Below are 24,280 nucleotides of genomic sequence, written 5' to 3'. Positions count from 1 at the left end.
GGGGCCGGGTCAGTCCACCAGCAGGACGATCTTGCCGCGGGTGCGGCCCTCGGCGTTGAGCGCCTGGGCGGAGGCGGCCTGGCTGAGCGGGAAGGTGGAGGCGACGGGGACGGTGAGCAGGCCCTCCTCGGCGAGCCGGGCGACGGTGGCGAGGTCCTCGGGGTCGGGGCGGGTGAAGACGTAGCGGCCGCCGCGGGCGGTGACGGTGTAGTCGACCACGGAGGCGATCCGGGTGGGGTCCTTGAGCAGGTCGATCGAGGTCTCGACGGCGTCGCCGCCGATCAGGTCGAGGGCGGCGTCGACGCCCTCGGGGGCCAGGGCGCGGACGCGTCCGGCGAGGCCCGGGCCGTACTCGACGGGTTCGACGCCCAGGCCGCGCAGGAAGGTGTGGTTGTGCTCCCCGGCGGTGCCGATGACCCGGGCGCCGAGGGCGGTGGCGACCTGGCAGGCGATCGAGCCGACGCCGCCCGCCGCGGCGTGGATCAGCACGGTCTCGCCGCGGCGCAGCCCGAGCGCCCCGACCAGGGCCTGCTGGGCGGTGAGCCCGGCGGTGGGCAGTCCGCCCGCCTCGGCCCAGTCGAGGGCGGCGGGTTTGCGGGCCAGGGTGCGGACGGGGGCGGCGACTAGCTCGGCGTAGGTGCCGTGCTCGATGACGTCCTTGCGGACGTAGCCGATGACCTCGTCGCCGGGGGCGTACTCGGTGACGGCGCCGCCGACGGCCTGGACGACGCCGGCCAGGTCGAAGCCCATGACCAGCGGGAAGTGCGCGTCGAGGACGCCGTCGAGGTGCCCCTCGCGGATCTTCCAGTCGACGGGGTTGACGCCGACCGCGCGGGTGCGGACGAGTACGGTGTCGGGGCCGACCTTCGGGTCGGGGAGCTCGGTGTACTCGACCACGTCGGGGCCGCCGTAGCGGTTGATCGCGATTGCCTTCATGCCCCCAGCCAACCGGACGGCACGGCGGGTCCTCGCGCCGGAAGCATCCATCCCGGTGAGCGGTTCTCGTCACATCGACAGGACGGCCATCGTCAGACTGACGACAACCGGTTATCATAGATAACGTCAGATAGACGAGAAGGCTGGTGTTCATCCGGCCGCACCAGGAGGGCAGCAGCCCGTGACCACCACCACCGAGACCTACGGCACCGACCCCGCGCCCTCGCCGCTCGCCCTGCTGCTGCTCGGCCGGGAGGCCGACCCGAACAGCGAGCGCGGCGTGGAGTGCCCCGGCGACCTGCCCGCCGCCTCCGACCCCGACCTGGTGGCGCGCGCCCGCGCCGCGAAGGAGAAGCTCGGCGACCGGGTCTTCATCCTGGGCCACCACTACCAGCGCGACGAGGTCATCGAGTTCGCCGACGTCACCGGCGACTCCTTCAAGCTGGCCCGGGACGCGGCGGCCCGCCCGGAGGCCGAGTACATCGTCTTCTGCGGCGTGCACTTCATGGCCGAGTCCGCCGACATCCTCACCTCCGAGCGCCAGCAGGTCGTCCTGCCGGACCTCGCGGCGGGCTGCTCGATGGCCGACATGGCCACCGCCGAGCAGGTCGCCGAGTGCTGGGACGTGCTGACCGAGGCGGGCGTCGCGGACGTCACCGTGCCGGTGTCGTACATGAACTCCTCGGCTGACATCAAGGCGTTCACCGGCAAGCACGGCGGCACCATCTGCACCTCCTCCAACGCCAAGCGCGCCCTGGAGTGGGCCTTCGAGCAGGGGCAGAAGGTGCTGTTCCTCCCCGACCAGCACCTGGGGCGCAACACCGCGGTGCTGGAGATGGGCATCCCGCTGGACGAGTGCGTGCTCTACAACCCGCACAAGCCGAACGGCGGCCTGACCGCCGAGCAGCTGCGGGACGCGAAGATGATCCTGTGGCGCGGCCACTGCTCGGTGCACGGCCGCTTCAGCGTGGAGTCGGTCGACGAGGTCCGCGAGCGGATCCCCGGCGTGACCGTGCTGGTGCACCCGGAGTGCAAGCACGAGGTGGTCACCGCCGCCGACATGGTGGGCTCGACCGAGTACATCATCAAGGCGCTGGACGCCGCCGAGCCCGGCTCGAAGTGGGCGATCGGCACCGAGCTGAACCTGGTCCGCCGCCTGGCCAAGGCGCACCCGGACAAGGAGGTCGTCTTCCTCGACCGCACCGTGTGCTTCTGCTCGACCATGAACCGGATCGACCTGCCGCACCTGGTCTGGGCGCTGGAGTCGCTGGTCGAGGGCCGGGTGCCGAACGTGATCACGGTGGACGCCGAGACCGAGAAGCACGCCAAGGCGGCGCTGGACCGGATGCTGGCCCTGCCGTAACGGTTCTGCCACCCGCGTGCACCAGAGGGCGGGCACCCCACCGGGGGTGCCCGCCCTCTCCTCACGTGTGGCGCCCGAACTACTCCGGGAGTCCGGGGATCAGACCGTCGCCCTCGTCCCGCAGCAGCTCGCGGACCTGCTCCAGGGACGCCTCGGCGTCCGGCAGGATCAGGTCCGACGGCTCCAGCGACTCCGCCGGGAGCGGCGTGCCGACCTCACGAACGGCCGCGAGCAGACTGCCGAGCGCCGCCTGGAAGGCCGCCTCGTCGCCCGCCTCGACGGCCTGGAGCAGCTCGTCGTCCAGCTGGTTCAGCCGGTTCAGGTCGGCCTCCGCGACCTCGAACTGCCCCTCACCCAAGACCCGCATGATCATGCTGGTGCGTCTCCCCTTGTTGCTCGCGGGCTTACTTCTGGTAGTTGATGGTGGGCGGCGGCGGGGTGTCGTTCTTGCCCTGCTCGATCGCCTGCGGCTGGGAGGCGGGGGTGCCGCCGGTCAGCTCGGCCTTCATCCGGGCCAGCTCCAGCTCGACGTCGTTGCCGCCGGCCACCCGCTCCAGCTCGGCCTCGATGTCGTCCTTGCGGCCGAGGCCGCTGGCGTCGTCGAGCGCGCCGGAGGCCAGCAGCTCGTCGATCGCGCCCGCGCGGGCCTGCATCTGCGCGGTCTTGTCCTCCGCGCGCTGGATCGCCAGGCCGACGTCGCCCATCTCCTCGGAGATGCCGGAGAAGGACTCGGCGATCCGGGTCTGCGCCTGGGCGGCGGTGTAGGTGGCCTTGATGGTCTCCTTCTTGGTGCGGAAGGCGTCCACCTTGGCCTGGAGCCGCTGGGAGGCGAGCGTGAGCTTCTCCTCCTCGCCCTGCAGGGCCTGGTACTGCGTCTCCAGGTCGGTGATCTGGGCCTGCAGGTTGGCCTTGCGGCTGAGCGCCTCGCGGGCGAGGTCCTCGCGGCCGAGGGACAGCGCCTTGCGGCCCTGGTCCTCGTACTTGGCGGACTGCTGCTGCAGCTGGGTCAGCTGGAGCTCCAGGCGCTTGCGGGAGGTGGCCACGTCGGCGACGCCCCTGCGCACCTTCTGCAGCAGTTCCAGCTGCTTCTGGTAGGAGTAGTCGAGCGTTTCGCGCGGGTCCTCCGCCCGGTCCAAGGCCTTGTTCGCCTTGGAGCGGAAGATCAGCCCCATACGCTTCATGATTCCGTCGCTCATGGGCCTCGATAGCCCCCTTCTTCGGGCCTGGGTTTGCGTCTCGTGACAGGTCGAGTGTATGCGCGGTGAGGCCACCGGCGCAGTGCACCAGCCTGCAACAATGCTGCTACAGCGGGCGGCCGTTCGGCATCGTCCTCACGATCGATATCGGTTCGCGTCCGGGGTCGCGCCGGAAAGGCGCCGGTCAACCCGTACGCTGGGAGTGTGTTTCGACGCCGCTCTGATGAATCCGCCGCCTCCTCCTCCACCGTCACCATGACGAAGGAGGACGAGAAGCCGCCCCGCGACCCGCAGGCTCCCAAGGGCCGGCCCACGCCCAAGCGCAGTGAGGCCGAGGCCAACCGGAAGACCCGGGTCACCGTCCCCAAGGACCGCAAGGAGGCCGCCCGCCAGGCCCGCGAGCGGATGCGCGCGGAGCGCGAGAAGCAGCGCACCGCGCTGCTGGAGGGCGACGAGCGGGCGCTGCCGGCGCGCGACAAGGGGCCGGTGCGGCGCTACGTCCGCGACTTCATCGACTCCCGCTGGGCCGCGGCCGAGTTCTTCCTGCCGTACGCGGTCGTGGTGCTGGTGCTCAGCATCACCAAGATCAACTCCCTGCAGGTGCTCTCCACCCTGCTGTTCATGGTCTTCTTCGTGGTGGTCATCCTGGACTTCGTCCGGATCGGCCTCCAGCTGCGCAAGTCCCTCGCGCAGCGCTTCCCGAACGGGGACACCCGCGGCGCGGTCATGTACGGCCTGATGCGCACCCTGCAGATGCGCCGGCTGCGGCTGCCCAAGCCGATGGTCAAGCGGGGCGAGCGACCCTGACCGCGGAAGCCGTTCCGCCGTACTGGGCCCCGTCCGCGCAGCATCCGGTCGGGGCCCTCGGCGCACCGGGCATCCCCCCGCAGCAGGGCCACGGCTACGCGCCGCGGGGCCGGCACGGGCGGCTGCCGGCCCGCGGCGGGCCGTACCACAGCGGGGCTGGCGAGTGGCTGGAGCGGCACGGCGGGCTGCACAACCTGGTCCGTCAGGAGCTGGTCACCCGGCAGCTCGCCGAGCAGCTCACCCGCGGCATCGCGCTGCGGGTGCTGGACGTCGGCTGCGCCGAGGGCACCCAGGCGCTGCGGCTGGCCCGGGCGGGCCACTTCGTCACCGGCATCGACCCCGACCCGGGCACCCTGGGCCTGGCCCACCAGGCGCTGTGCGCCGAGCCGCCGGAGGTCCGCGAGCGGGTGCAGCTGCTGACCGGCGACGGCCACCAGGTCGGCCGCTGGTTCGGCCCGCGCAGCTTCGACCTGGTGCTCTGCCACGGCACCCTGATGTACCTGCCGGACCCGGAGCCGATGCTGGCCTCGGTGGCGCGGATCCTGGCCCCCGGCGGCCTGCTCTCGCTGCTGGTCCGCAACGGCGACGCGCTGGCCATGCGGGCCGGGCTGACGGGCGACTGGCGGGCCTGCCAGGAGGCCTTCGACTCCACCCGCTACACCAACCGCCTGGGCCTGCCCGCCCGGGCCGACCGCCTGGCCGAACTCTCCGGCACGCTCGCCGGGTTCGCCGTCCCGGTCCGCCGCTGGTACGGCGTGCGGGTCTTCACCGACGCCATGCCGGACGAGGCCGCGCCGGTCGACGGCCGGCAGCTCGCCCAGCTGCTCGACGCCGAGGAGCGGGCCGGCAAGCAGGACCCGTACCGGCACGTCGCCGCGCTGCTGCACGTGGTCGCCGAGAAGTAGCCCGGAAGCGGCCGGGGCCGAGCAGCCGCCGGGCGGCGGCCGGGGCCGACGGGGGGTCAGGCCTCGTGCAGGCTCATCGGGTAGACGTCCCGTCCGTCCTCGACCAGGACGACCCGGTCCACGCCGTCCTCCAGCAGGGTCTTCCACTCCTCGCCGATCCAGGACTCCGCGTCGCCCTGGCTGGAGAACTCCTCGACGCCGTTGGCCGGCTCCACCACCGTGCCGTCGTTCTTCTCGTACCGCCAGGTCCACACCATGCCGGGCTCCTCCGCGAGTCGTGCCACTGGGATCGTGACGGTAGCGTGCCCACCCGGCGCGGGGGCGAAGCTCCGTCCGGCAGGATGATCGCATGGCACTCCCCCGCACCCTGCTCCTCGGCGGCGCCCGCTCCGGCAAGTCCACCCGGGCCGAGCTGCTGCTCGCCGACCGCCCCGACGTGCTGTACGTGGCCACCTCCGGCCGCCGGGACGGCGACCTCGACTGGGCCCGGCGGGTCGACCTGCACCGGGCCCGGCGCCCCTCGTCCTGGCGGACCGCCGAGACCTGCGCGCTGGAGGAGGTGCTGGCGGACGGCTCGGACCGGGCGCCGGTGCTGATCGACTGCCTGGCGCTGTGGCTGACCGCGGTGATGGACGAGTGCGGGGCCTGGGAGGACGCGGTCTGGTTCGGCGGCGGGCAGGAGGCGGTGGAGGCGCGCTGCGCGGCGCTGGCGGCGGCCTGGGCCGCGACGGCCCGGGAGGCGGTCGCGGTCTCCAACGAGGTCGGGATGGGCGTGGTGCCCGCCACCGCCGCCGGGCGGCGCTTCCGGGACACCCTCGGGCGGCTCAACATGGCGGTCGCCGACGCCTCCGAGCAGGTGCTGCTGGTGGTCGCCGGGCAGGTGCTGACCGTCAAAGCGGCGGCCGTGTAGATTGCCGGGCGATGGACACCACCGTGGATCTCGACACTTTCTCCTCGCTCGTCGAACGCCCCGACGAGGGTGCGCGGCGCGGCGCCGAGGAGCGTTGGCAGCAACTGGCCGTGCCGCGCGGCGGCCTGGGCCGGCTCCAGGAGCTGGGTGCCTGGCTGGCGTCCGCCCAGGGGGAGTCCCCGGTCCGCCCGGTGACCGCCGCCCGGGTGCTGCTGTTCGCCGCCGACCACGGCGTCGCCTCGCTGGGCGTCTCCACCCTCGACGCCCGCGGCGGCACCGCCGACCGGGTCCGCGCCGTGCTGGACGGCACCGCGCCGGTCGCCGTGCTGGCCCGCCGCTACGGGGCGGACGTCCGGGTGGTCGACGTCGCGGTGGACGCCGACCCGAACGAGTTCCCCGAGGAGGTCGTCCGCCACCGGGTGCGCCGCGGCTCCGGCCGGATCGACGTCGAGGACGCGCTGAGCGCGGAGGAGGCCGCCCGGGCGTTCCGGGCCGGGATGGCCGTCGCCGACGAGGAGGCCGACGCGGGCACCGACCTGGTGCTGCTCGGCGACCTGGGCGTCGGCTCCACCACGGTCGCCGCCGTGCTGATCGGCGCGCTCTGCGGCACCGACGCCGCCGCCGTCACCGGCCGCGGCTCGGGCGTCGACGACCGCACCTGGATGGTCAAGTGCGCCGCCGTCCGGGACGCGCTGCGCCGGGCCCGCCCGGTGCTGGGCGACCAGCTCGCGCTGCTGGCCGCGTCCGGCGGCGCCGACTTCGCCGCGATCACCGGTTTCCTGCTGCAGGCGGCCGTCCGCAAGCTCCCGGTCGTCCTGGACGGCGTGGTCTCGGCGGCCTGCGCGCTGGTCGCCCAGCGGATCGCCTTCCGGGCCCCCGAGTGGTGGCGGGCGTCCGCGCTCACCGGCGAGCCCGCCCAGGCCAAGGCGTACGACCGGCTGACCCTGACGCCGCTGCACGAGGCGGGCGTCACCATGGGCGAGGGCGTCGGCGCGGTGCTGGCGCTGCCGCTGCTGCAGGCCGCCGGGGACGCCCTGGCCGAGCCGACCGCCGTCCCGAGCGCCAAGCCGCTGCCGCCGCGGGCCCCGGCCAAGCTGCCGACGGCCGCGGACCTGCTGGACCGCTACTGACTCCGCCGGGGCGCGGGATGAACGGCGGGCACGCACAGCCGGAGGCGCTCGCGGCGGAGGGCTCCGGGTCGCTCCCGGCCCGGGCGGGGCGGTGGGTCGGGGACGGACTGCGGTTCGCGTTCGGGACGTTGACGGTGCTGCGGGTGCGGGTGCACCGGTGGGACCGGACGGCGGGCGGGGCCGCGATGGTGCTGGCGCCGCTGGTCGGGCTGGTGGTGGGCGCGCTCGCCGGGGCGGCGGGCGCGCTGGTGGCCTGGCGCGGCGGCGGGCTGCTCGGCGGGGTGGCGGCGGTGGCGGTCGGCGCGCTGCTGACCCGGGGGCTGCACCTGGACGGGGTGGCGGACGTCGCGGACGGGCTGGGCAGCGGGAAGCCCGCCGAGGACGCCCTGCGGATCATGAAGCAGTCGGACATCGGCCCGTTCGGGGTGCTGACCCTGGTGCTGCTGATGCTGGCCCAGGTCGCGGCGCTGGCCGGGGAGTTCGCGCTCTCGCCGGGGCGCGGGGCGCTGGCCGCGGCGGTGGCCGCGACGGCGGGGCGGGCGGCGTTGGCCTGGGGGTGCCTGCGGTCGGTCCCGGCGGCCCGGCCGGGCGGGCTGGGGGCGGTGGTGGCGGCCACCGTGCGGCCCCGGGCGGCGGTGGCGGGGACGCTGCTGGTGGCCGGTGCGGCGGCGGCGGCGCGCTGGCAGTCGGGCGTCGCGGTGCTGCTGGGCGTGCTCGCCGCGGGCGTCCTGCTGCGGCGGTGCGTGCGGCGATTCGGCGGCGTGACCGGGGACGTGCTGGGCGCGCTGGTGGAGACGGCGGCGACGTCCGCGCTGGTGGCGGCCGCGCTGCTGTGAGCGGCCGGGGTGAGTCGGCGTCAACTCCCTCGCCGTGCACGAACTCACGCACCGTCACGTCCCGCAGCGGTTCGTGCCCGGGGTGGGCGGGGCGGCGCGATCCCAGTATGCGGACTACCATGCGGTGAGCACCCTGGCCCTGTGCCCCGTTTCGCCGCGGAGTCTGCCTGGGTTTTGCCGGTCGGCAACGGAGCCGTCACCGGCTGTGGACCGCGAAAGAACAGGACGCATTTGTCGTGACTGCACTGTCTGTGAGCACCTCCTCCGCCGTAAGCCTGCGGGCGGACGCCCTGGTGGTCGGTGTGGCGAAGGGCCCCAAGGGCCTGGTCGTCGCTCCGGGCGCCGAGGCGGTCGTCGAGGCGTTCGAGGGCAAGCTGGCCGAGGTCCTCACCACCCTGGGCGCCACCGGCGCCGAGGGTGAGACGGTCAAGCTTCCCGCCCCGGCCGGGGCCAAGGCCCCGCTGGTGCTGGCCGTGGGCCTGGGCCCGGCGCCCGAGGGCGCGTTCGGCGCCGAGGAGCTGCGCCGGGCCGCCGGTGCGGCCGCCCGGGCGCTGGCCGGGGCGAAGAAGGTCGCGCTGGCGCTGCCCGCGGCCTCCGCCGACGAGGTCGAGGCGGTCGCCCTGGGCGGCCTGCTCGGCGCGTACTCCTTCGGCAGCTACAAGGGCGAGGTGGCGAAGGCCCCGGTCGCCGAGCTGGTGCTGCTGGCGGAGCGGAAGGCCTCGAAGGACGCCAAGGCCGCCGTGGAGCGGGCCGCGGTGGTCGGCGAGGAGATGAACCGGGCCCGCGACCTGGTCAACACCGCGCCGAACGACCTGAACCCGAAGTCCTTCGCCGCGATCGCGCAGGCGGCGGGCAAGGAGCACGGCCTCAAGGTCGAGGTGCTGGACGAGAAGGCGCTGGCCAAGGGCGGCTACGGCGGCATCCTGGGCGTGGGCGCCGGCTCGGCGAACCCGCCCCGGCTGGTGAAGGTGGCCTACACCCACCCGAAGGCGAAGGCCTCGCTGGCCTTCATCGGCAAGGGCATCACCTACGACTCGGGCGGCATCTCGCTGAAGCCGGCCGGTCACAACGAGACCATGAAGTGCGACATGGCGGGCGCCGCCGCGGTGTTCGCCGCCGTGGTCGCCGCCAAGCGGCTGGGCCTGCAGGTCAACGTGACGGCGTGGCTGGCGCTGGCGGAGAACATGCCGTCCGGTTCGGCCACCCGCCCGGGCGACGTGCTGCGGATGTACGGCGGCAAGACCGTCGAGGTGCTGAACACCGACGCCGAGGGCCGGCTGGTGCTGGCCGACGCGATCGTCCGGGCCGGCGAGGAGCAGCCGGACGTGATCGTCGACGTGGCGACCCTGACCGGTGCGATGGTGCTGGCGCTGGGCAACCGCACCTTCGGCGTGATGGCCAACGACGAGGCGCTGCGCACCCGCCTGCACGAGACCGCCGAGGCGGTGGGCGAGGCGTCCTGGCCGATGCCGCTGCCGACCCACCTGCGCAAGGGCATGGTCGAGTCGACCGTCGCGGACCTGGCGAACATGGGCGAGCGGATGGGCGGCGGCCTGGTGGCCGGCCTGTTCCTGCAGGAGTTCGTCGCCGAGGGCACCGCCTGGGCGCACCTGGACATCGCCGGTCCGGCGTTCAACGAGGGCGGCCCGCACGGCTACACCCCCAAGGGCGGCACCGCGAGCGCGGTGCGCACCCTGGTCCGCTTCGCGGAGGACACCGCCGCGGGCGCGTGATCCGCTGACCGTCGCGGGGCCCGGCACCGGTGGTGCCGGGCCCCGCGCGCATTACCAGCCGGTAGCACGGGGTGACAATTCGACGACGTGTTCGCCTCCGGCGAAAATTGATTCCGCAGAGCGGAACCAGGCCGGTGAAGCCCCCCGGACGGAGTACCTCCGCTTGCCGATTTCCCGGCCGTGAGCTGCGACGATACCTCCGAGAACGGGTCATGCCGCCGCCACGCGGACCGCACCGGGAGCGCCTCGGGGCACCCGCCGACGCCACCCGCTGCCAACAAGTGCAAAGATGTATTTCCGGCACGACTGGGCGCTCTTACAAGGGCACTCACCCACCGGACCGCGACCGGCCCGGCGATCCGCACCTTTTGCATGGAGGACGTGACGTGGCGAACGACGCCAGCACCGTTTTCGACGTAGTCATTCTCGGAGGCGGAAGCGGCGGTTACGCCGCGGCGCTCCGTGGCGCCCAGCTCGGCCTGAGCGTCGCGCTGATCGAGAAGGGCGAGCTGGGCGGCACCTGCCTCCACCGCGGCTGCATCCCGACCAAGGCGCTGCTGCACGCCGCCGAGGTCGCCGACGAGACGAAGGAAGCCGCCGAGTTCGGCGTCCTCGCCACGTTCCAGGGCATCGACATCAAGGGCGTCCACAAGTACAAGGACGACGTCGTCGCCGGCCTATACAAGGGCCTGCAGGGCCTGGTCGCCTCCCGCAAGGTCACCTTCATCCAGGGCGAGGGCAAGCTCTCCTCGCAGACCTCGGTGGACGTCAACGGCCAGCGCATCGAGGGCCGCCACATCGTCCTCGCCACCGGCTCCGTGCCGCGCTCGATCCCGGGCCTGGACATCGACGGCAACCGGATCATCTCCTCCGACCACGCGCTGAAGCTGGACTACATCCCGAAGTCGGCGATCATCCTCGGCGGCGGCGTCATCGGCTGCGAGTTCGCCTCGGTCTGGAAGTCCTTCGGCGTCGACGTCACCATCGTCGAGGGCCTGCCCCACCTGGTGCCGCTGGAGGACGAGAACTCCTCCAAGCTGCTGGAGCGCGCCTTCCGCAAGCGCGGCATCAAGTTCGAGCTCAAGTCCCGCTTCTCCGGCGTGGAGTACACCGAGAACGGCGTCCGGGTCTCGACCGAGAACGGCAAGTCCATCGAGGCCGACGTGCTGCTGGTCGCGATCGGCCGCGGCCCGGTCTCGGCCGGCCTGGGCTACGAGGAGCAGGGCGTCGCGATGGACCGCGGCTACGTCCTGGTCGACGAGTACCTGCGCACCAACGTGCCGACCATCTCCGCCGTCGGCGACCTGGTCCCGACCCTGCAGCTGGCCCACGTCGGCTTCGCCGAGGGCATCCTCGTCGCCGAGCGGATCGCCGGCCTCAAGGTCGTCCCGATCGACTACGACGGCATCCCGCGGGTGACCTACTCCAACCCGGAGGTCGCCTCCGTCGGCCTGACCGAGGCCAAGGCCGTCGAGCAGTACGGCAAGGAGAAGGTCGTCACCCTCAAGTACAACCTGGCGGGCAACGGCAAGAGCAAGATCCTCAAGACCGCCGGCGAGATCAAGCTGGTCCAGGTCAAGGACGGCGCCGTCGTGGGTGTCCACATGGTCGGCGCCCGCATGGGCGAGCAGGTCGGCGAGGCCCAGTTGATCTACAACTGGGAGGCCCTGCCCGCCGAGGTCGCGCAGCTCATCCACGCGCACCCGAGCCAGTCCGAGGCCCTCGGCGAGGCCCACCTCGCGCTGGCCGGCAAGCCGCTGCACGCGCACGACTGATCGCGCCCCCGTCCCCGTTCATTCCTGTACGCAAGACTTGATAGGAGTCGCTGGAACCATGGCGGTCTCAGTAACACTGCCCGCGCTGGGCGAGAGCGTGACCGAAGGCACCGTCACCCGCTGGCTGAAGGCCGAGGGTGAGCGCGTGGAGATCGACGAGCCGCTGCTCGAGGTCTCCACCGACAAGGTCGACACCGAGATCCCGGCGCCGGCCTCCGGCATCCTGGCCTCGATCAAGGTCGGCGAGGACGAGACCGTCGAGGTGGGCGCCGAGCTGGCGATCATCGACGACGGCTCCGGCGCCCCCGCCGCCGCCCCGGCCCCCGCGGCCGAGGCCGCTCCGGCCGCCGCCCCGGCCGCCCCGGCTGCGGAGGAGGCCCCCGCGGCCCCCGCCCCGGCCGCCGAGGCTCCGGCCGCCCCCGCCGCCGAGGCCGCTCCGGCCGGCGACGCCACCCCGGTGCTGCTGCCCGCGCTGGGCGAGTCGGTCACCGAGGGCACCGTCACCCGCTGGCTGAAGGCCGAGGGCGACACCGTCGAGGTCGACGAGCCGCTGCTCGAGGTCTCCACCGACAAGGTCGACACCGAGATCCCCTCCCCCGTGGCGGGCACCCTGGTGAAGATCCTGGTCGGCGAGGACGAGACCGCCGAGGTCGGCGCCCAGCTCGCGCTGATCGGTGCCGCGGGCGCGGCTCCCGCCGCCCCGGCCCCGGCCGCCGCCCCGGCCGCCGCCCCGGCCGCCCCCGCCGCTCCGGCCCCGGCTGCTCCGGCCGCCCCCGCCGCTCCGGCTCCGGCTCCCGCTCCGGCCCCGGTGGCCGCCGCTCCGGCCCCGGCCGCCCCCGCTGCCCCGGCCCCGGCCCCGGCTCCGGCCGCTCCGGCTCCGGTGGCTGCTCCGGCCGCCCCGGTCGCCGCCGCTCCGGCCGCGGACGCCGGTGACGCCTACGTCACCCCGCTGGTGCGCAAGCTCGCCGCCGAGCACGGCGTCGCGCTGTCCTCCGTCGCCGGCACCGGCGTCGGCGGCCGCATCCGCAAGCAGGACGTGATCGCCGCCGCCGAGGCCGCCAAGGCCGCGCCGGCCCCGGCCGCCGCCCCCGCTGCCGCCGCCCCGGCGAAGGCCGCCGCCGCGCCGTCCGCGCTGCGCGGCCAGACCGTCAAGATGACCCGCATGCGCAAGGTCATCGGCGACAACATGCTGAAGGCCCTGCACGAGCAGGCCCAGCTGACCAGCGTGGTCGAGGTGGACGTCACCCGGATCATGTCGCTGCGCGCGAAGGCGAAGGACTCCTTCCTGGCCCGCGAGGGCGTGAAGCTGTCCCCGATGCCGTTCTTCGTGAAGGCCGCCGCCCAGGCGCTGAAGGCCCACGCGGTCATCAACGCCCGGATCAACGAGGCCGAGGGCACCATCACCTACTTCGACTCCGAGAACATCGGCATCGCCGTGGACTCCGAGAAGGGCCTGATGACCCCGGTCATCAAGGGTGCGGGCGACCTCAACATCGCGGGCATCTCGAAGAAGACCGCGGAGCTGGCCGCGAAGGTCCGCGACAGCAAGATCACCCCGGACGAGCTGTCCGGCGCGACCTTCACCATCTCCAACACCGGTTCGCGCGGTGCGCTGTTCGACACCGTCATCGTCCCGCCGAACCAGGTCGCGATCCTGGGCATCGGCGCGACCGTGAAGCGCCCGGTGGTCATCGAGGCCGACGGCGGCACCGCCATCGGCATCCGCGACATGACCTACCTGTCGCTCTCCTACGACCACCGCCTGGTGGACGGCGCGGACGCCGCCCGCTACCTGGTCGCGGTCAAGGAGATCCTGGAGGCCGGCGAGTTCGAGGTCGAGCTCGGCCTGTGATCCGCCCCCTGCCGTAGGCACCCCGTCGGGAGCCCCGCACCGTCCCCGGACGGCGCGGGGCTCCCGCGCGTCGCGGCCCGGTCGGCGGGTCGGAACGGGTGCGGGCGGGGCGGCGATCGTGGAGGCTGGAGCGGTGATGGACGAGACGGGATTCTGGCAACTGGTCGACGAGGCCCGGGAAGCGGCCGCGGGCGATCCGGACGAGCAGGCCGAGGCGCTGGTCGACCGGCTGCTGCGGCTCACCCCGGACGAGGTGCTGGACTTCGCCCGGCAGTTCGAGGCGCGCTTCCAGCGGGCGTACACGGTGGAGCTGTGGGGCGCCGCGCACCTGCTGCTCGACGGGGCCTCGGAGGACGCCTTCGACTACTTCCGGTGCTGGCTGATCGGCCAGGGCCGGGACGTGTTCGAGGGCGCGGTGCACGACCCGGACGCGCTGGCCGAGCTGGTGCCGGACTTCGACGAGGAGGAGGACGGCGACGGGGAGGAGCTCGGCTACGCCGCCGACGAGGCGTACGAGCGGCTGACCGGGCTGCCGCTGCCGGACCTGGGGGTGCGGCAGCCCGCGGCCGCGTACGGGGTGTGGTTCGACTTCTCGGACAAGGACCAGCTGGCGGCCCGCTACCCGCGGCTGTGGGAGCTGTACGGGGACTGACGGCCGGGCCGGGACGGCTGCGGGCCCGGACGGCGCGCCTTTCGGGTGGCGGCCGTCCGGGTGCCGTCCGGGCGGCTCAGGAGGTGCTGGTGATGCCCTGGATGATGTCGTCCAGCACGGCCGGGTCCGGGGCCTTGGGGTCGTCGTCCACGCCGCCGCGCAGGACGACGTAGCCGCTGCCGTCCGGGTCCGGGACGGCCGCGACCACCGCGAATCCGGCCGCGCCCTGCTCGGGTTCGACGTGCCAGCGGATCGCCCAGCCCTCGTGGCCCGCGACGGTGAGGGTGCCGGCCGACTCCTCCTGGTGGGAGCGCAGGGTGCCGAAGGCGGCGGCGGCGAAGTCGGTCATGGCCTGTTCGGCGGCGGCCCGGGCGTCGGCGGCGTCGACGCTGTCCGCGGCGACCGCGAACTGGCCGCGCAGGCAGAGGGACTCGGACTGCTCGCAGGCGTACTGGCCGGAGACCTCCACCACCGTGGCCCGTTCGTTGGCCGGTTGGGCGGTCCAGCCGTCGGGCAGCGGGACGCCCCAGCCGTGGGCCTTGTCGGCGAGTTGCAGGGCCGGGGCGGGGCTGCTGCGGGTGTCGTCCGCGCTGGTGTCGTCGGTCTCGCTGGCGGCCGGGGACGGGGACGGGGAGCGCGGCGGGCGGGAGGCGGCCGGGGTGGAGACGCCGACGGTGATGCCCGGCGCGGGCCCGGCCTTCTTCGGGTCGTCCGGCTTCAGGGCCCACAGCACGGTGCCGACCGCGCCGGCCAGCAGCACCACGACCACCGAGACGACGGCGACCAGCTGGCCCCGGCCGGAGCGGCCCGGGGGCTGGAACGGGGGCTGGAGCGGCGGTTGGGGCGGGGGGCCGGGGGCGACCTGCCAGGTCTGGGTGACCGCGTCGTTGACCAGGCCGGCCTGCCGGTGGGAGTCCGTCCAGGCGGTGCCGTCCCACCAGCGTTCCTGCCCGGTGCCGGGGACGGGGTACCAGCCGGGCGGCGTCGGGGTGCTCACGGCCGCTACCGTACCGCCCGGGAGCCGCCCTCCCCAGCCGTCCGGCGGTCACGAATCGGGCACCCGGGACGGTGTGTTGACGAACCGCCGGGTGTCGGCGGGTCAGTCCAGGGCGCGGCCCATCCAGACGTCGTCCACGTAGTCGCCGTCCAGCAGGAAGTGCTCGGGCAGCACGCCGAGGACCGCGAAGCCGGCCCGTTCGTAGAGGCGGCGGGCCGGGGTGTTGTGGGCGAGCACCCGGAGCGTCATCCGGCGGGCGCCCTCGGCGCGGGCGGCGGCGCAGGCGGCGGCGAGCAGGGCCTCGCCGATCCGGCGGCCGCGGGCCTCGGGGAGCACGCCCAGGCCCTGGATCTGGCGGACGTGCGCGTTGGAGGGCAGCGGGATCTCGCGGACCTGGCGGACGTAGCCGACCACCCGGCCGTCGAGTTCGGCCAGCAGGTACTGCTCGGGGCGGTGCGTCTCGTCGAAGACCGGGGCGTCCTCGGGGCCGCGCGGGGCGACCTCGCTGAGCGGGGACCAGTTGGCGTGGTCGACGGCGCGGATCGCGCGCTCGTCCTCGACCCGCGCCGGGCGGATGATCACATCGTCGGAAGGCATGGCGGCCATGGTAGACGCCGTTCCGCGGCGGGTTTCCCGGGTTTCTGAGCGGGCAGGCGGGGCCCGGCTGGGAGGATGACCGGTATGCGAATCGCGGTGACAGGCTCCACGGGGTTGATCGGGTCCGCGCTGGTGGACTCCCTGCTGGCGGACGGGCACGAGGTGCTGCGGCTGGTGCGGCGGCGCTCGCGCACCGGGCCGCAGCCGGACGGGACGGTCGGGGTCGGCTGGAACCCCCAGCTGATGCAGATCGACGCGGCCGCGCTGGAGGGCGTGGACGCCGCGGTGCACCTGGCCGGGGCGGGCGTCGGCGACCGGCGCTGGACGGACGCCTACCGGCGGGAGATCCGGGACAGCCGGGTGCTCGGCACCGAGACGCTGGCCGCCGCGCTGTCCCGGCTGAAGGAGCCGCCGCGGGTGCTGGTGAGCGCCTCCGCGGTCGGCTACTACGGGCAGACCGGCGACCAGGTGATCGACGAGGACTCCCCCGCCGGGAGCGATTTCCTGGCCGAGGTCTGCCGGGAGTGGGAGCGCGCCGCGCGGCCCGCGGCGGACGCCGGGATCCGGGTGGTGCACCCGCGCACCGGGCTGGTGCTGGACCCGGCGGGCGGCGCCGGGGCCCGGCTGCTGCCGCTGTTCAAGCTGGCGCTGGGCGGGCGGCTCGGGAACGGCGGCCAGTACTGGTCGCTGATCTCGCTGGCCGACGAGGTGGCGGCGCTGCGCTTCCTGGTCGAGCGCGAGGAGCTGTCCGGGCCGGTCAACCTGACCGGGCCCGCGCCCGTCACCAACCGCGAGCTGACCGCGGAGCTCTCCCGGCAGCTGGGGCGCCCGGCGGCGTTCGCGGTGCCGGAGTGGGCGCTGCGCGCCGTGCTCGGGGAGATGGCCGTGGAGGTGGTGGGCAGCCACCGGGTGGTGCCGAAGGCGCTGCTGGACGCGGGCTTCGTGTTCCGCGACCCGGACGTGGCGGCGATCGTCGCGGCGGCGCTCGGGGAGCGCTGAGGGCGGCGCCCGGGGCGCGGTGGGGGCGGCGCCCGGGGCGCGGTGGGGGTTCTCCGCGAGGATGCCGCGGGGAGTGGCGGGGCGTCAGCAGGGGGCGCACGGGTGCAACCTGGCGGCGCGCGGGGCGTGAACGGTGACGGAGTGCGCTCGTTCCCGCTCCGCACGCCCCGCTTGGCGCACGGTGGGTAGTCGTCCGGTGCCGCTGTGTCGCGGCGCCGGTGCGATGAACTGATTGGACGTCACCCGGCGGTCTGGGGCGGCGGATGACGGGGCATCACCAGTGCGGACCACGTCCGCCCCCGCTGCCGCGCGCGGCGGCCGCGGAGGGCCCCGCCAGGGAGGGAGCACCCACTCGTGCCCGCACAGGACTTCATCGGCCGCCCCCAGCGCGGCCGGTCCGGCGACCCCGACGCGATCGTCGTCGGCGCCGGCGTCGCCGGACTGACCGCCGCGACCGCGCTCGCCGCCCAGGGCCTGGACGTCCAGGTCCTGGAGGCCACCGAGCGCGTCGGCGGCCGGATGGCCACCCGCGAACTCGACGGCTTCCGCCTCGACCACGGCGGCCACCTGCTCAACACCGCCTACCCCGAACTCGCCCGCCGCCTGGACCTCGACCGGCTGGAGCTGCGTCCGCTCGCCCCCGGGGTCCTGGTGCACGGCGGGGGCCGCAGCTACCGGGTCGGCGACCCGCAGCTCACCCCCGCCCGGCAGGCCGCCACCCGCGGGCCGCTCGGCACGCCCCTGGACAAGGCGCGGCTGGCCGCCACCTTCGCCCGGCTCGCCGCGACGCCCGCCGAACGGCTGCTCGCCCGCCCCGAGACCACCGCCGCCCGGGCCCTGGCCGACCGCGGCCTGCCCGCCCGCACCGTCGACGGCTTCCTGCGCCCGCTGCTGGGCGCCCTGCTCTCCGACCCCGCGCTCGGCACCTCCAGCCGGGTCGCCGACCTGGTGCTGCGCGCGTACGCCCGCGGCCGCCTGTGCGTCCCGGCGGCGGGCACCGGGGCGGTGCCCGCCCAGCTGGCCGCCCGACTCCCGCAGCACAGCCTGCGGTTGGGCGTCGAGGTCACCTCGGTCGGCGCCGACGGCGTGGAGACCGCCGCGCACGGCCGGATCCGGGCCCGCGCGGTGGTCGTCGCCACCGACGCGGCGACGGCCGCGGGCCTGCTGCCGGGCCTGCGGCAGCCCGCGTTCCACCCGGTCACCACCTACTACCACGCGGCGGAGCGCTCCCCGCTGGGCGAGGCCGTCCTGCTGCTCGACACCGAACGCTCCGGGATCTCGCACTCGCTGGTGCTCAGCGACGCCGACCCCTCGTACGCCGCCGACGGCCGCGCGCTGATCGCCACCACGGTGCTGGGCCGCCGCGCCTTCGACTCCGGCGGGCCGGCCGGCGACGAGAGCACCGTCCGACGGCGGCTGGCCGAGCTGTACGGGACCGCCACCGGGGGGTGGGAGTTCCTGACCGTCCGGCACGTCGCCGACGCGGTGGTCTCGATGCCGCCGCCGCACCACTTCCGCCGCTCGGTGCGGCTGCTCGCCGGGCTGTACGTGTGCGGCGACCACCGGGACACCGGGACGGTGCAGGGCGCGCTGGTCTCCGGCCGACGGGCCGCGGCCGCCGTCCTGCGCGACCTCGGCGTGCGGGTCGAACCGGAGGCGGACCGGGCGGCGGCGTAGGGGACGAGCCTTTCAGGGGCTCGGGGAACCGCGATCCCCTGGCTGCTGGTGGTGCACTGCCGGTGCGTGCGGCGGCTTCGGGTTCTGTTACTGCGGCCCGAAGCAGCACGGACACATCGATGGGCTCCGACCGGCAGCAGCTCGGACTCGCCGTTCCCCGAGCCCCTGATGGGGCTCTGCCGTTCCCCTTCGTCTGCCGGAGGCTCAGATCACCCCCGCCTGGCGGGAGGCCTCTTCGAAGGCGCGGGCGGCGGGGGTGGTGCGGTAGGGGGTGAGGCGGCGGTGGAAGTCGCGGAGGTACTCGACGGTGCGGGCGGACCGCATCTCGCCCGCGGCGCGCAGCGAGTCGGTGGCCATCGAGCAGGCCTCGTCGACGTCCCCCATGCCGAGTCGCGCGGAGGCGAGGACGAGGCGGCACAGGATGCGGCTGCGGGAGTAGGCGGGGGCCCGGAGGCGGAGGGACTTCTCGGCGTGCTGGGCGGCGGGGCGCCACTGCTGGAGGTCGCGGTAGCAGTGGGCGAACTCGTCGGCGAGCTGGGCGTCGTCGAAGTAGCGGGCCCAGGACGGGACTTCGTCGGCGCTGCGGGCGGTGGCCAGGGCGCGTTCGCAGCGGACCAGGGCGGTGGTGCAGGAGCGGACGTCCCCGGCGAGGGCGTGGCCGCGGGCCTCGGCGGCGTGCATGAGGGCCTGCACGACGGGGGCGGCGGCGGTGCCGACGCCCTGCTGGGCGACCCGGGCGAGCTGGATGGCCTCGCGGGCGTGGCCGAGGTGGACGGCCTGCTGGCTCATGGTGGTGAGGACGAAGCCGCCCAGGACGCGGTCGCCCGCGGCCTGGGAGAGCCGCAGGGCCTGGACGAAGTACCGCTGGGCGAGGCCGTGCGCGGCGATGTCGAAGGAGGTCCAGCCCGCGAGCCGGGTGAGGTCGGAGACGGCGCCGAACAGGGCGCGTCCGATCTGCTCGCCGTAGCGGCCGCGGAGCATGGGTTCGGCCTCGCTCTCCAGGTAGCGGACCAGGGCCTGCCGGGCGTGGCCGCCGCCGTAGGCGTGGTCGAGGGCGCGGAAGAGGTCGCCGACGGCGCGGATGGCGGCGATGTCGCCGCGGCCGACCCGGACGGGGGGCCTGGTCTCCCGGTGCTCGGTGGCGGGTTCGGCGCCGGAGGGGCGGCGCGCGCCCTGCGGGGGGACCCGGGCGCCCTGCGGGGAGGCGCGCAGTTCCTCGGGGGTGAGGGTGGTGCCGTCGCGGGCGACGCGTTCGTCGGTGCGGCCGATCAGCCAGTCGCGGCTGGGGACGACCAGCCCGGCGGGGGTGAAGGCGATCTTGCGGAGTTCGGCGTAGGGGCCGTTGTCCTTGCGCCACATGGAGGCGACGATGTCGACGGCCTCCTGCGGGGTCTCGGCGAACTCCAGCCCGGCGTAGACCGGGGCGCAGGCGTCGAGGCCGACGTCCTGGGCGGTGAGGCGGCGGCCGAGGCGGCGGGTGAAGACCTCGGCGATCAGCGCGGGGGTCGCGCCGCGGGGTTGCTGGCCGCGCAGCCAGCGGGTCACCGAGGTCTTGTCGTAGCGCAGGTCGAGGCCGTGCTCCAGGCCGAGTTGGTCGACCCGGCGGGCGAGGCCGGCGTGCGAGAAGCCGGACTCCTCGATGAGCGCGGCGAGTTGGGGGTTCTGGGCGCGCCCGGCCGCGGGGGCCGGTGGTTCGGTCGGCCCGGGGGCGCGCGGAGGGGTCTCGGCCGCTCCGGTCGGGCGCGGGTCGAGCGGGTCGAGCGGTCGGTACGCGGGGCTGTCGATCACTGGCCGTTGGGGCATAGCAGTCCACACCTCTCAGGCGCCGTTCCGGCCCCTCCTGCCCGGACGGCGCCCCCTGATCGGGAATCGGCGCGAATGTAGCGAGCATTGGGACGCTATGGGTGGATTCGGACCACCCGTCCTCCGAACGGGTGAACCAGCCCCGCCCGTTGTGAGGAAGCACGGGCGTCGCGTGTTTGAGTTCGAGAGCCGCTGCCCGCCTTCCGGGCGCATGGCGCCGGACACCACCCCGGCCGGGCCTGCTGTGGTGTCCCCCCACATCGTTGCGGGGCGCGCGGATTCCTACCGTTCTCGACCATGGACACCACTTCTGCCCCGCCCGCCGGGCGCCCGCTGCTGGGCCGCACCGCGCTGGTCACCGGGGCCGCCGCCGGCATCGGCCGGGCCTGTGCGGAGGCGTTCGCCGCGGCGGGCGCGCACGTGTACGTCGTCGACCTGGCCGCGGCGCCCGCCGAGGAGCTGGCGGCCCGGATCGGCGGGACCGCGCTCGTCGCCGACCTGTCGGACCCGGAGGCGGTGGAGGGGCTCCCGGCGGACGCGGACATCGTGGTCAACAACGCGGGCCTGCAGCACGTCGCCCCGGTGCACGAGTTCCCGGTGGAGCGGTTCGCGCTGATCCAGCGGGTCATGGTGGAGGCCCCGTTCCGGATCCTGCGCCGCACCCTGCCGCACATGTACGGGCGCGGGTGGGGCCGGGTGGTCAACATCTCCTCGGTGCACGGCCTGCGCGCCAGCGCCTTCAAGTCGGCGTACGTGACGGCCAAGCACGCCCTGGAGGGCCTGAGCAAGACGGTCGCCCTGGAGGGCGCCCCGTACGGGGTGACCAGCAACTGCGTGAACCCGGCGTACGTGCGCACCGCGCTGGTGGAGAAGCAGATCGCCGCGCAGGCGCTGGCGCACGGCCTGCCCGAGGACGAGGTGGTGGAGCGGATCATGCTCGACCGCACCGCCGTGAAGCGGCTGATCGAGCCGGACGAGGTCGCCCAGTTGGCGCTCTGGCTGTGCTCGCCGGGCGCCTCGTACGTCACCGGCGCGAGCCTGCCGGTGGACGGCGGCTGGACCGCGCACTGAACCGCGGCGCCCCGCTCGGGTGGAGTCCGTGAAGGAGGCTGTCGGTGCGCGGGCGCTTCCGGCAGGATCGGGGCCGCGCAGCAGGGCGGCGACCGCCGCCCGGGCAGGGCGCGGCCCCGGTCCGTCCCGGCGGGCGGGGCACCGGGGGCACGGGGCACTGGGAACAAGGGAAGACCGCGATGGACCGCCACACCACCGCCGCACCGGCGTTGCGCAGACTCCTCGACCTGCTGGCCACCGGCGCCGCCACCGAGGACTTCGGCGAGGTCCTCGCCGAGGCCCGCCGCCGGGGCGCGCCCGCCGAGGTCCTGACCGAGATCGACGACGCCACCTGGCAGGCCCTGCGGGTGCACCGCACGATGCGCCAGCACCGCAGGCGCGAGGCCGAGCTGACCGCCCTGTTCGACACCGCGGGCGACCTGGCCGCCTCCCGCGACCTGGACGCCGTGCTGCAGGCCATCGTCCGGCGGGCCCGGATGCTGCTGGGCACCGACACCGCCTACCTGACGCTGCCCGACGAGCGGGCCGGGGACACGTACATGCGGGTCACCGACGGCTCGGTCTCGCCGATCTTCCAGACCCTGCGGCTCAGCCTCGGCGACGGCCTGGGCGGCCTGGTCGCGCAGACCGCCCGGCCCTACGCCACCCACGACTACCGGGTCGACGAGCGGTTCCGGCACACCGGGCAGATCGACGCGGGCGTGCTGGACGAGGGCCTGGTCGCGATCATCGGGGTGCCGCTGCTGCTGGGCGGCAGCGTGATCGGCGTGCTGTTCGCCGCCGACCGCTCGCCGCGGGCCTTCTCCCCCGACGAGGTCGCGCTGCTGTGCACGCTGGCCGCGCACGCCGCGATCGCCCTGGACACCGCCAAGTCGCTGGCCGACACCCGGGCCGCGCTCGCCGAACTCGCCACCGCCAACGCCGTCATCGGCGCCCACGCCGCCGCCGTGCAGCGCGCCGAGCAGGCCCACGACCGGCTCACCGACCTGGTGCTGCGCGGCGCCGAGGTCGCCGACGTGGCCGCCGAGGTGGCGGCGCTGCTCGACGGCGGCGCCTCCGTCCACGACGCCGAGGGCGCCCCGCTGACCGGCCCCGGCGGCGCCCCCGCGGGCCTGGCCGACGCGGTCGCCGCCTCCCGCGCCGAGGGCCACGCGGTGCGGCACGGCGGCGAGTGGGTGTGCGCGGTGCTGGCCGGGCAGGAGCTGCTGGGCGCGCTGGTGCTGCACGGGCGGCCCGAGCTGGACGACGCCGACCGGCGGGTGTTCGAGCGGGCCGGCGTGGTCACCGCGCTGCTGCTCCTGCTGCGCCGCTCGGTCGCCGAGACCGAGAACCGGGTCCGCGGCGAGCTGCTGGCCGACCTGCTCACCGCCCCCGACCGCGACCCGTCCGGCCTGACCGCGCGCGGCCGCCGCCTGGGCGTCGACCTGAACCGGCCGCACCTGGCGCTGGTCGCCGTCGCCGAGGAGACGGCCGCCCGGGAGCGGCTGGCCGGTGCCGCGGCCCGCTACCTGTTCGGCTCGCGCGGCATCAGCGCCGAGTTCGGCGAGGGCGTGGTGCTGCTCGTCCCGCACGAGGGCGAGGGCGACGGCGCGGTGGCCGCGCTGGCCGCCGAGCGGCTGGCCCGGCTGGTGGGCGGGCCGGTCACGGTCGGCACCGGGCGCGCCGCCAGCGGCCCGGTGGCACTCGCCGCGGCGTACGCGGAGGGGGTGCGCTGCGTCCGGGCCCTGCGGGTGCTCGGCCGGGACGGGGACGGGGCGTGCGCCGCCGACCTGGGCTTCCTGGGCGTGCTGCTGGGCGACGGCCACGACGTGGACGGCTTCGTCCGGGCCACCCTGGGCCCGCTGCTCGACTACGACGCCAAGCGCGGCACCGAGCTGGTGCGCACCCTGCGCGCCTACTTCGACTGCGGCGGCGGCCTGACCCGGGCCAAGGACCTGCTGCACGTCCACGTGAACACGGTGGTGCAGCGGCTGGACCGGGTGGAGGTGCTGCTGGGCCGCGACTGGAACCAGCCGGAGCGGGCCCTGGAGCTGCAACTCGCCCTGCGGCTGCAGCTGTTGGCGGGCGGCTGAGGCGGGCCTGCGGCGCGCGCACGCGGCGGGCGTACAGTGGCGAGGTTGGGCTGGTCGGCCGGCAGGGAGTGTGTGGTGAGCGAGAACGTGCGGTTCGTGCGGATGGGGATCGGCGAGCGGACCGTCCCCTACCAGGAGGCCTGGGCGGAGCAGCAGCGGCTGCACGCGCTGCGGGTCGCGGACGAGATCCCGGACACCGTGCTGCTGCTGGAGCACGACCCGGTGTACACGATGGGCAAGCGCACCAACCCCGAGGACCTGCCGCTGGACGGCACCCCGGTGGTGGAGGTCAACCGCGGCGGCGAGATCACCTGGCACGGCCCCGGCCAGCTGGTCGGCTACCCCATCGTGAAGCTGCCGGACCCGATCGACGTGGTCGCGTACGTGCGGCGGCTGGAGGAGGCGCTGATCCGGGCCTGCACCGAGTTCGGGGTGGAGACCACCCGGATCGAGGGCCGCAGCGGGGTGTGGAAGCTGGGCGCGGAGATACCCGGCGCGGTGGTCGACCCTTCGCAGGTGGTGGAGATCGGCAAGCTGACCCTGCGGATGGGCCTGCCGCTGGGCATCGACCCGCGGCTGGCCGGGCCCGAGTACGCCCCGTCCAACGCGGGCCAGCGCGGCGACGACCGCAAGCTCGCGGCGATCGGCGTGCGGGTGGCCCGCGGCGTGACCATGCACGGCTTCGCGCTGAACTGCGACCCCGACATGACGTACTTCGACAAGATCGTCCCGTGCGGCATCCGGGACGCCGGGGTGGCCTCGCTGAGCGGCGAGCTGGGCCGGCCGTTCCCGGTCGGGGCGGCGGTGGACGTGGTCGAGCGGAAGCTCGCCGAGGTGTTCGCCGAGCTGCCCGAGCCCGCCGCCGTCCGGTAGTGGAATCGGCGCGGCACGCCGAGCGTTGCCTTTCGAAGGCAGGCCCGGGGCCGGGCGCAGGCCGTTGAAGCGCAGGCGTACCCTGGGGGTACCCCG

General features: G+C 74.9%; 22 protein-coding genes. 15 read left to right on the top strand and 7 right to left on the bottom strand.

The features are described from left to right. Positions 1–9: 9 nt before the first annotated feature. Positions 10–936, bottom strand: coding sequence for an NADP-dependent oxidoreductase (locus ACFY00_RS01325; RefSeq protein ID WP_388026073.1), 927 nt, complete (start codon positions 934–936; stop codon positions 10–12). 181 nt (positions 937–1,117) lie between these two features. On the opposite strand from ACFY00_RS01325, the gene nadA reads away from it, so the two are divergent. Further along, entirely contained in the window at positions 1,118–2,299 is a 1,182-nt protein-coding gene (gene nadA / locus ACFY00_RS01320; RefSeq protein ID WP_388026071.1) for a quinolinate synthase NadA, read from the top strand. Positions 2,300–2,378: 79 nt separating this feature from the next. On the opposite strand, the gene ACFY00_RS01315 is transcribed toward nadA, so the two are convergent. Further along, on the bottom strand, positions 2,379–2,672 hold the full coding sequence (locus tag ACFY00_RS01315; RefSeq protein WP_388026069.1) for a hypothetical protein: 294 nt from the start codon (positions 2,670–2,672) through the stop codon (positions 2,379–2,381). Positions 2,673–2,703: 31 nt separating this feature from the next. Then, positions 2,704–3,495, bottom strand: coding sequence for a PspA/IM30 family protein (locus ACFY00_RS01310; protein ID WP_388026067.1), 792 nt, complete (start codon positions 3,493–3,495; stop codon positions 2,704–2,706). 255 nt (positions 3,496–3,750) lie between these two features. Here ACFY00_RS01310 and ACFY00_RS01305 point away from each other — a divergent pair, with 255 nt between their 5' ends. Continuing rightward, the gene (locus ACFY00_RS01305; protein WP_388026065.1) at positions 3,751–4,302 is read left to right on the top strand and encodes a DUF3043 domain-containing protein; all 552 of its coding nucleotides are present in this window, start codon (positions 3,751–3,753) and stop codon (positions 4,300–4,302) included. A gap of 260 nt (positions 4,303–4,562) precedes the next feature. Continuing rightward, positions 4,563–5,207: a class I SAM-dependent methyltransferase gene (locus ACFY00_RS01300; RefSeq protein WP_388026062.1), complete on the top strand. Its 645-nt coding sequence runs from the start codon at positions 4,563–4,565 to the stop codon at positions 5,205–5,207. A 56-nt stretch (positions 5,208–5,263) separates the two neighbouring features. On the opposite strand, the gene ACFY00_RS01295 is transcribed toward ACFY00_RS01300, so the two are convergent. Next, positions 5,264–5,464 (bottom strand): hypothetical protein, encoded by a 201-nt coding sequence (locus tag ACFY00_RS01295; protein WP_388026562.1) that lies wholly within the window; start codon positions 5,462–5,464, stop codon positions 5,264–5,266. Positions 5,465–5,556: 92 nt separating this feature from the next. On the opposite strand from ACFY00_RS01295, the gene ACFY00_RS01290 reads away from it, so the two are divergent. The 7 genes from ACFY00_RS01290 (at position 5,557) to ACFY00_RS01260 (ending at position 14,095) form a co-directional block, all read left to right on the top strand. Next, positions 5,557–6,117, top strand: coding sequence for a bifunctional adenosylcobinamide kinase/adenosylcobinamide-phosphate guanylyltransferase (locus tag ACFY00_RS01290; protein WP_388026060.1), 561 nt, complete (start codon positions 5,557–5,559; stop codon positions 6,115–6,117). A gap of 11 nt (positions 6,118–6,128) precedes the next feature. Next, positions 6,129–7,247 (top strand): nicotinate-nucleotide--dimethylbenzimidazole phosphoribosyltransferase, encoded by a 1,119-nt coding sequence (locus ACFY00_RS01285; RefSeq protein ID WP_388026057.1) that lies wholly within the window; start codon positions 6,129–6,131, stop codon positions 7,245–7,247. 17 nt (positions 7,248–7,264) lie between these two features. After that, positions 7,265–8,083: an adenosylcobinamide-GDP ribazoletransferase gene (locus ACFY00_RS01280; RefSeq protein WP_388026055.1), complete on the top strand. Its 819-nt coding sequence runs from the start codon at positions 7,265–7,267 to the stop codon at positions 8,081–8,083. Between the two features lie 236 nt (positions 8,084–8,319). Next, complete coding sequence (locus ACFY00_RS01275; protein ID WP_388026052.1) at positions 8,320–9,816, top strand: leucyl aminopeptidase; 1,497 nt, start codon at positions 8,320–8,322, stop codon at positions 9,814–9,816. Positions 9,817–10,184: 368 nt separating this feature from the next. After that, positions 10,185–11,591 carry a dihydrolipoyl dehydrogenase gene (lpdA, locus tag ACFY00_RS01270; protein WP_388026050.1) on the top strand — a complete coding sequence of 469 codons (1,407 nt, stop codon included), beginning with the start codon at positions 10,185–10,187 and terminating at the stop codon, positions 11,589–11,591. Positions 11,592–11,649: 58 nt separating this feature from the next. Then, positions 11,650–13,443 (top strand): 2-oxoglutarate dehydrogenase, E2 component, dihydrolipoamide succinyltransferase, encoded by a 1,794-nt coding sequence (gene sucB / locus ACFY00_RS01265; RefSeq protein WP_388026048.1) that lies wholly within the window; start codon positions 11,650–11,652, stop codon positions 13,441–13,443. Positions 13,444–13,579: 136 nt separating this feature from the next. Beyond that, positions 13,580–14,095 (top strand): DUF4240 domain-containing protein, encoded by a 516-nt coding sequence (locus ACFY00_RS01260; protein ID WP_388026045.1) that lies wholly within the window; start codon positions 13,580–13,582, stop codon positions 14,093–14,095. 76 nt (positions 14,096–14,171) lie between these two features. On the opposite strand, the gene ACFY00_RS01255 is transcribed toward ACFY00_RS01260, so the two are convergent. After that, positions 14,172–15,092 carry a DUF2510 domain-containing protein gene (locus ACFY00_RS01255; RefSeq protein ID WP_388026042.1) on the bottom strand — a complete coding sequence of 307 codons (921 nt, stop codon included), beginning with the start codon at positions 15,090–15,092 and terminating at the stop codon, positions 14,172–14,174. Between the two features lie 102 nt (positions 15,093–15,194). Continuing rightward, on the bottom strand, positions 15,195–15,698 hold the full coding sequence (locus tag ACFY00_RS01250) for a GNAT family N-acetyltransferase (protein ID WP_388026040.1): 504 nt from the start codon (positions 15,696–15,698) through the stop codon (positions 15,195–15,197). Positions 15,699–15,764: 66 nt separating this feature from the next. Between ACFY00_RS01250 and ACFY00_RS01245 the strand changes: the two genes are divergently transcribed. Together ACFY00_RS01245 and ACFY00_RS01240 are read left to right on the top strand one after the other, a co-directional pair. Beyond that, positions 15,765–16,688: a TIGR01777 family oxidoreductase gene (locus tag ACFY00_RS01245; protein ID WP_388026037.1), complete on the top strand. Its 924-nt coding sequence runs from the start codon at positions 15,765–15,767 to the stop codon at positions 16,686–16,688. A 354-nt stretch (positions 16,689–17,042) separates the two neighbouring features. Then, positions 17,043–18,365: an FAD-dependent oxidoreductase gene (locus ACFY00_RS01240; RefSeq protein ID WP_388026034.1), complete on the top strand. Its 1,323-nt coding sequence runs from the start codon at positions 17,043–17,045 to the stop codon at positions 18,363–18,365. Between the two features lie 204 nt (positions 18,366–18,569). On the opposite strand, the gene ACFY00_RS01235 is transcribed toward ACFY00_RS01240, so the two are convergent. After that, complete coding sequence (locus ACFY00_RS01235; RefSeq protein ID WP_388026031.1) at positions 18,570–20,168, bottom strand: regulator; 1,599 nt, start codon at positions 20,166–20,168, stop codon at positions 18,570–18,572. Between the two features lie 297 nt (positions 20,169–20,465). Between ACFY00_RS01235 and ACFY00_RS01230 the strand changes: the two genes are divergently transcribed. The 3 genes from ACFY00_RS01230 (at position 20,466) to lipB (ending at position 24,184) form a co-directional block, all read left to right on the top strand. Next, positions 20,466–21,239, top strand: coding sequence for a 3-hydroxybutyrate dehydrogenase (locus tag ACFY00_RS01230; protein WP_388026028.1), 774 nt, complete (start codon positions 20,466–20,468; stop codon positions 21,237–21,239). Positions 21,240–21,418: 179 nt separating this feature from the next. Then, positions 21,419–23,311, top strand: a complete 1,893-nt coding sequence (locus ACFY00_RS01225) for a helix-turn-helix domain-containing protein (protein ID WP_388026025.1) — start codon at positions 21,419–21,421, stop codon at positions 23,309–23,311. A 72-nt stretch (positions 23,312–23,383) separates the two neighbouring features. Beyond that, a complete protein-coding gene (lipB, locus tag ACFY00_RS01220; protein WP_388026022.1) occupies positions 23,384–24,184 on the top strand; it encodes a lipoyl(octanoyl) transferase LipB in 801 nt (266 codons plus the stop codon). The last annotated feature ends 96 nt before the right edge of the window (positions 24,185–24,280 follow it).

The organism is Kitasatospora sp. NPDC001540 (genome assembly GCF_042894345.1).
GTDB classification, from domain to species: Bacteria; Actinomycetota; Actinomycetes; order Streptomycetales; family Streptomycetaceae; genus Kitasatospora; species Kitasatospora phosalacinea_C.
This window is presented reverse-complemented; position numbering and strand designations above follow the sequence as displayed.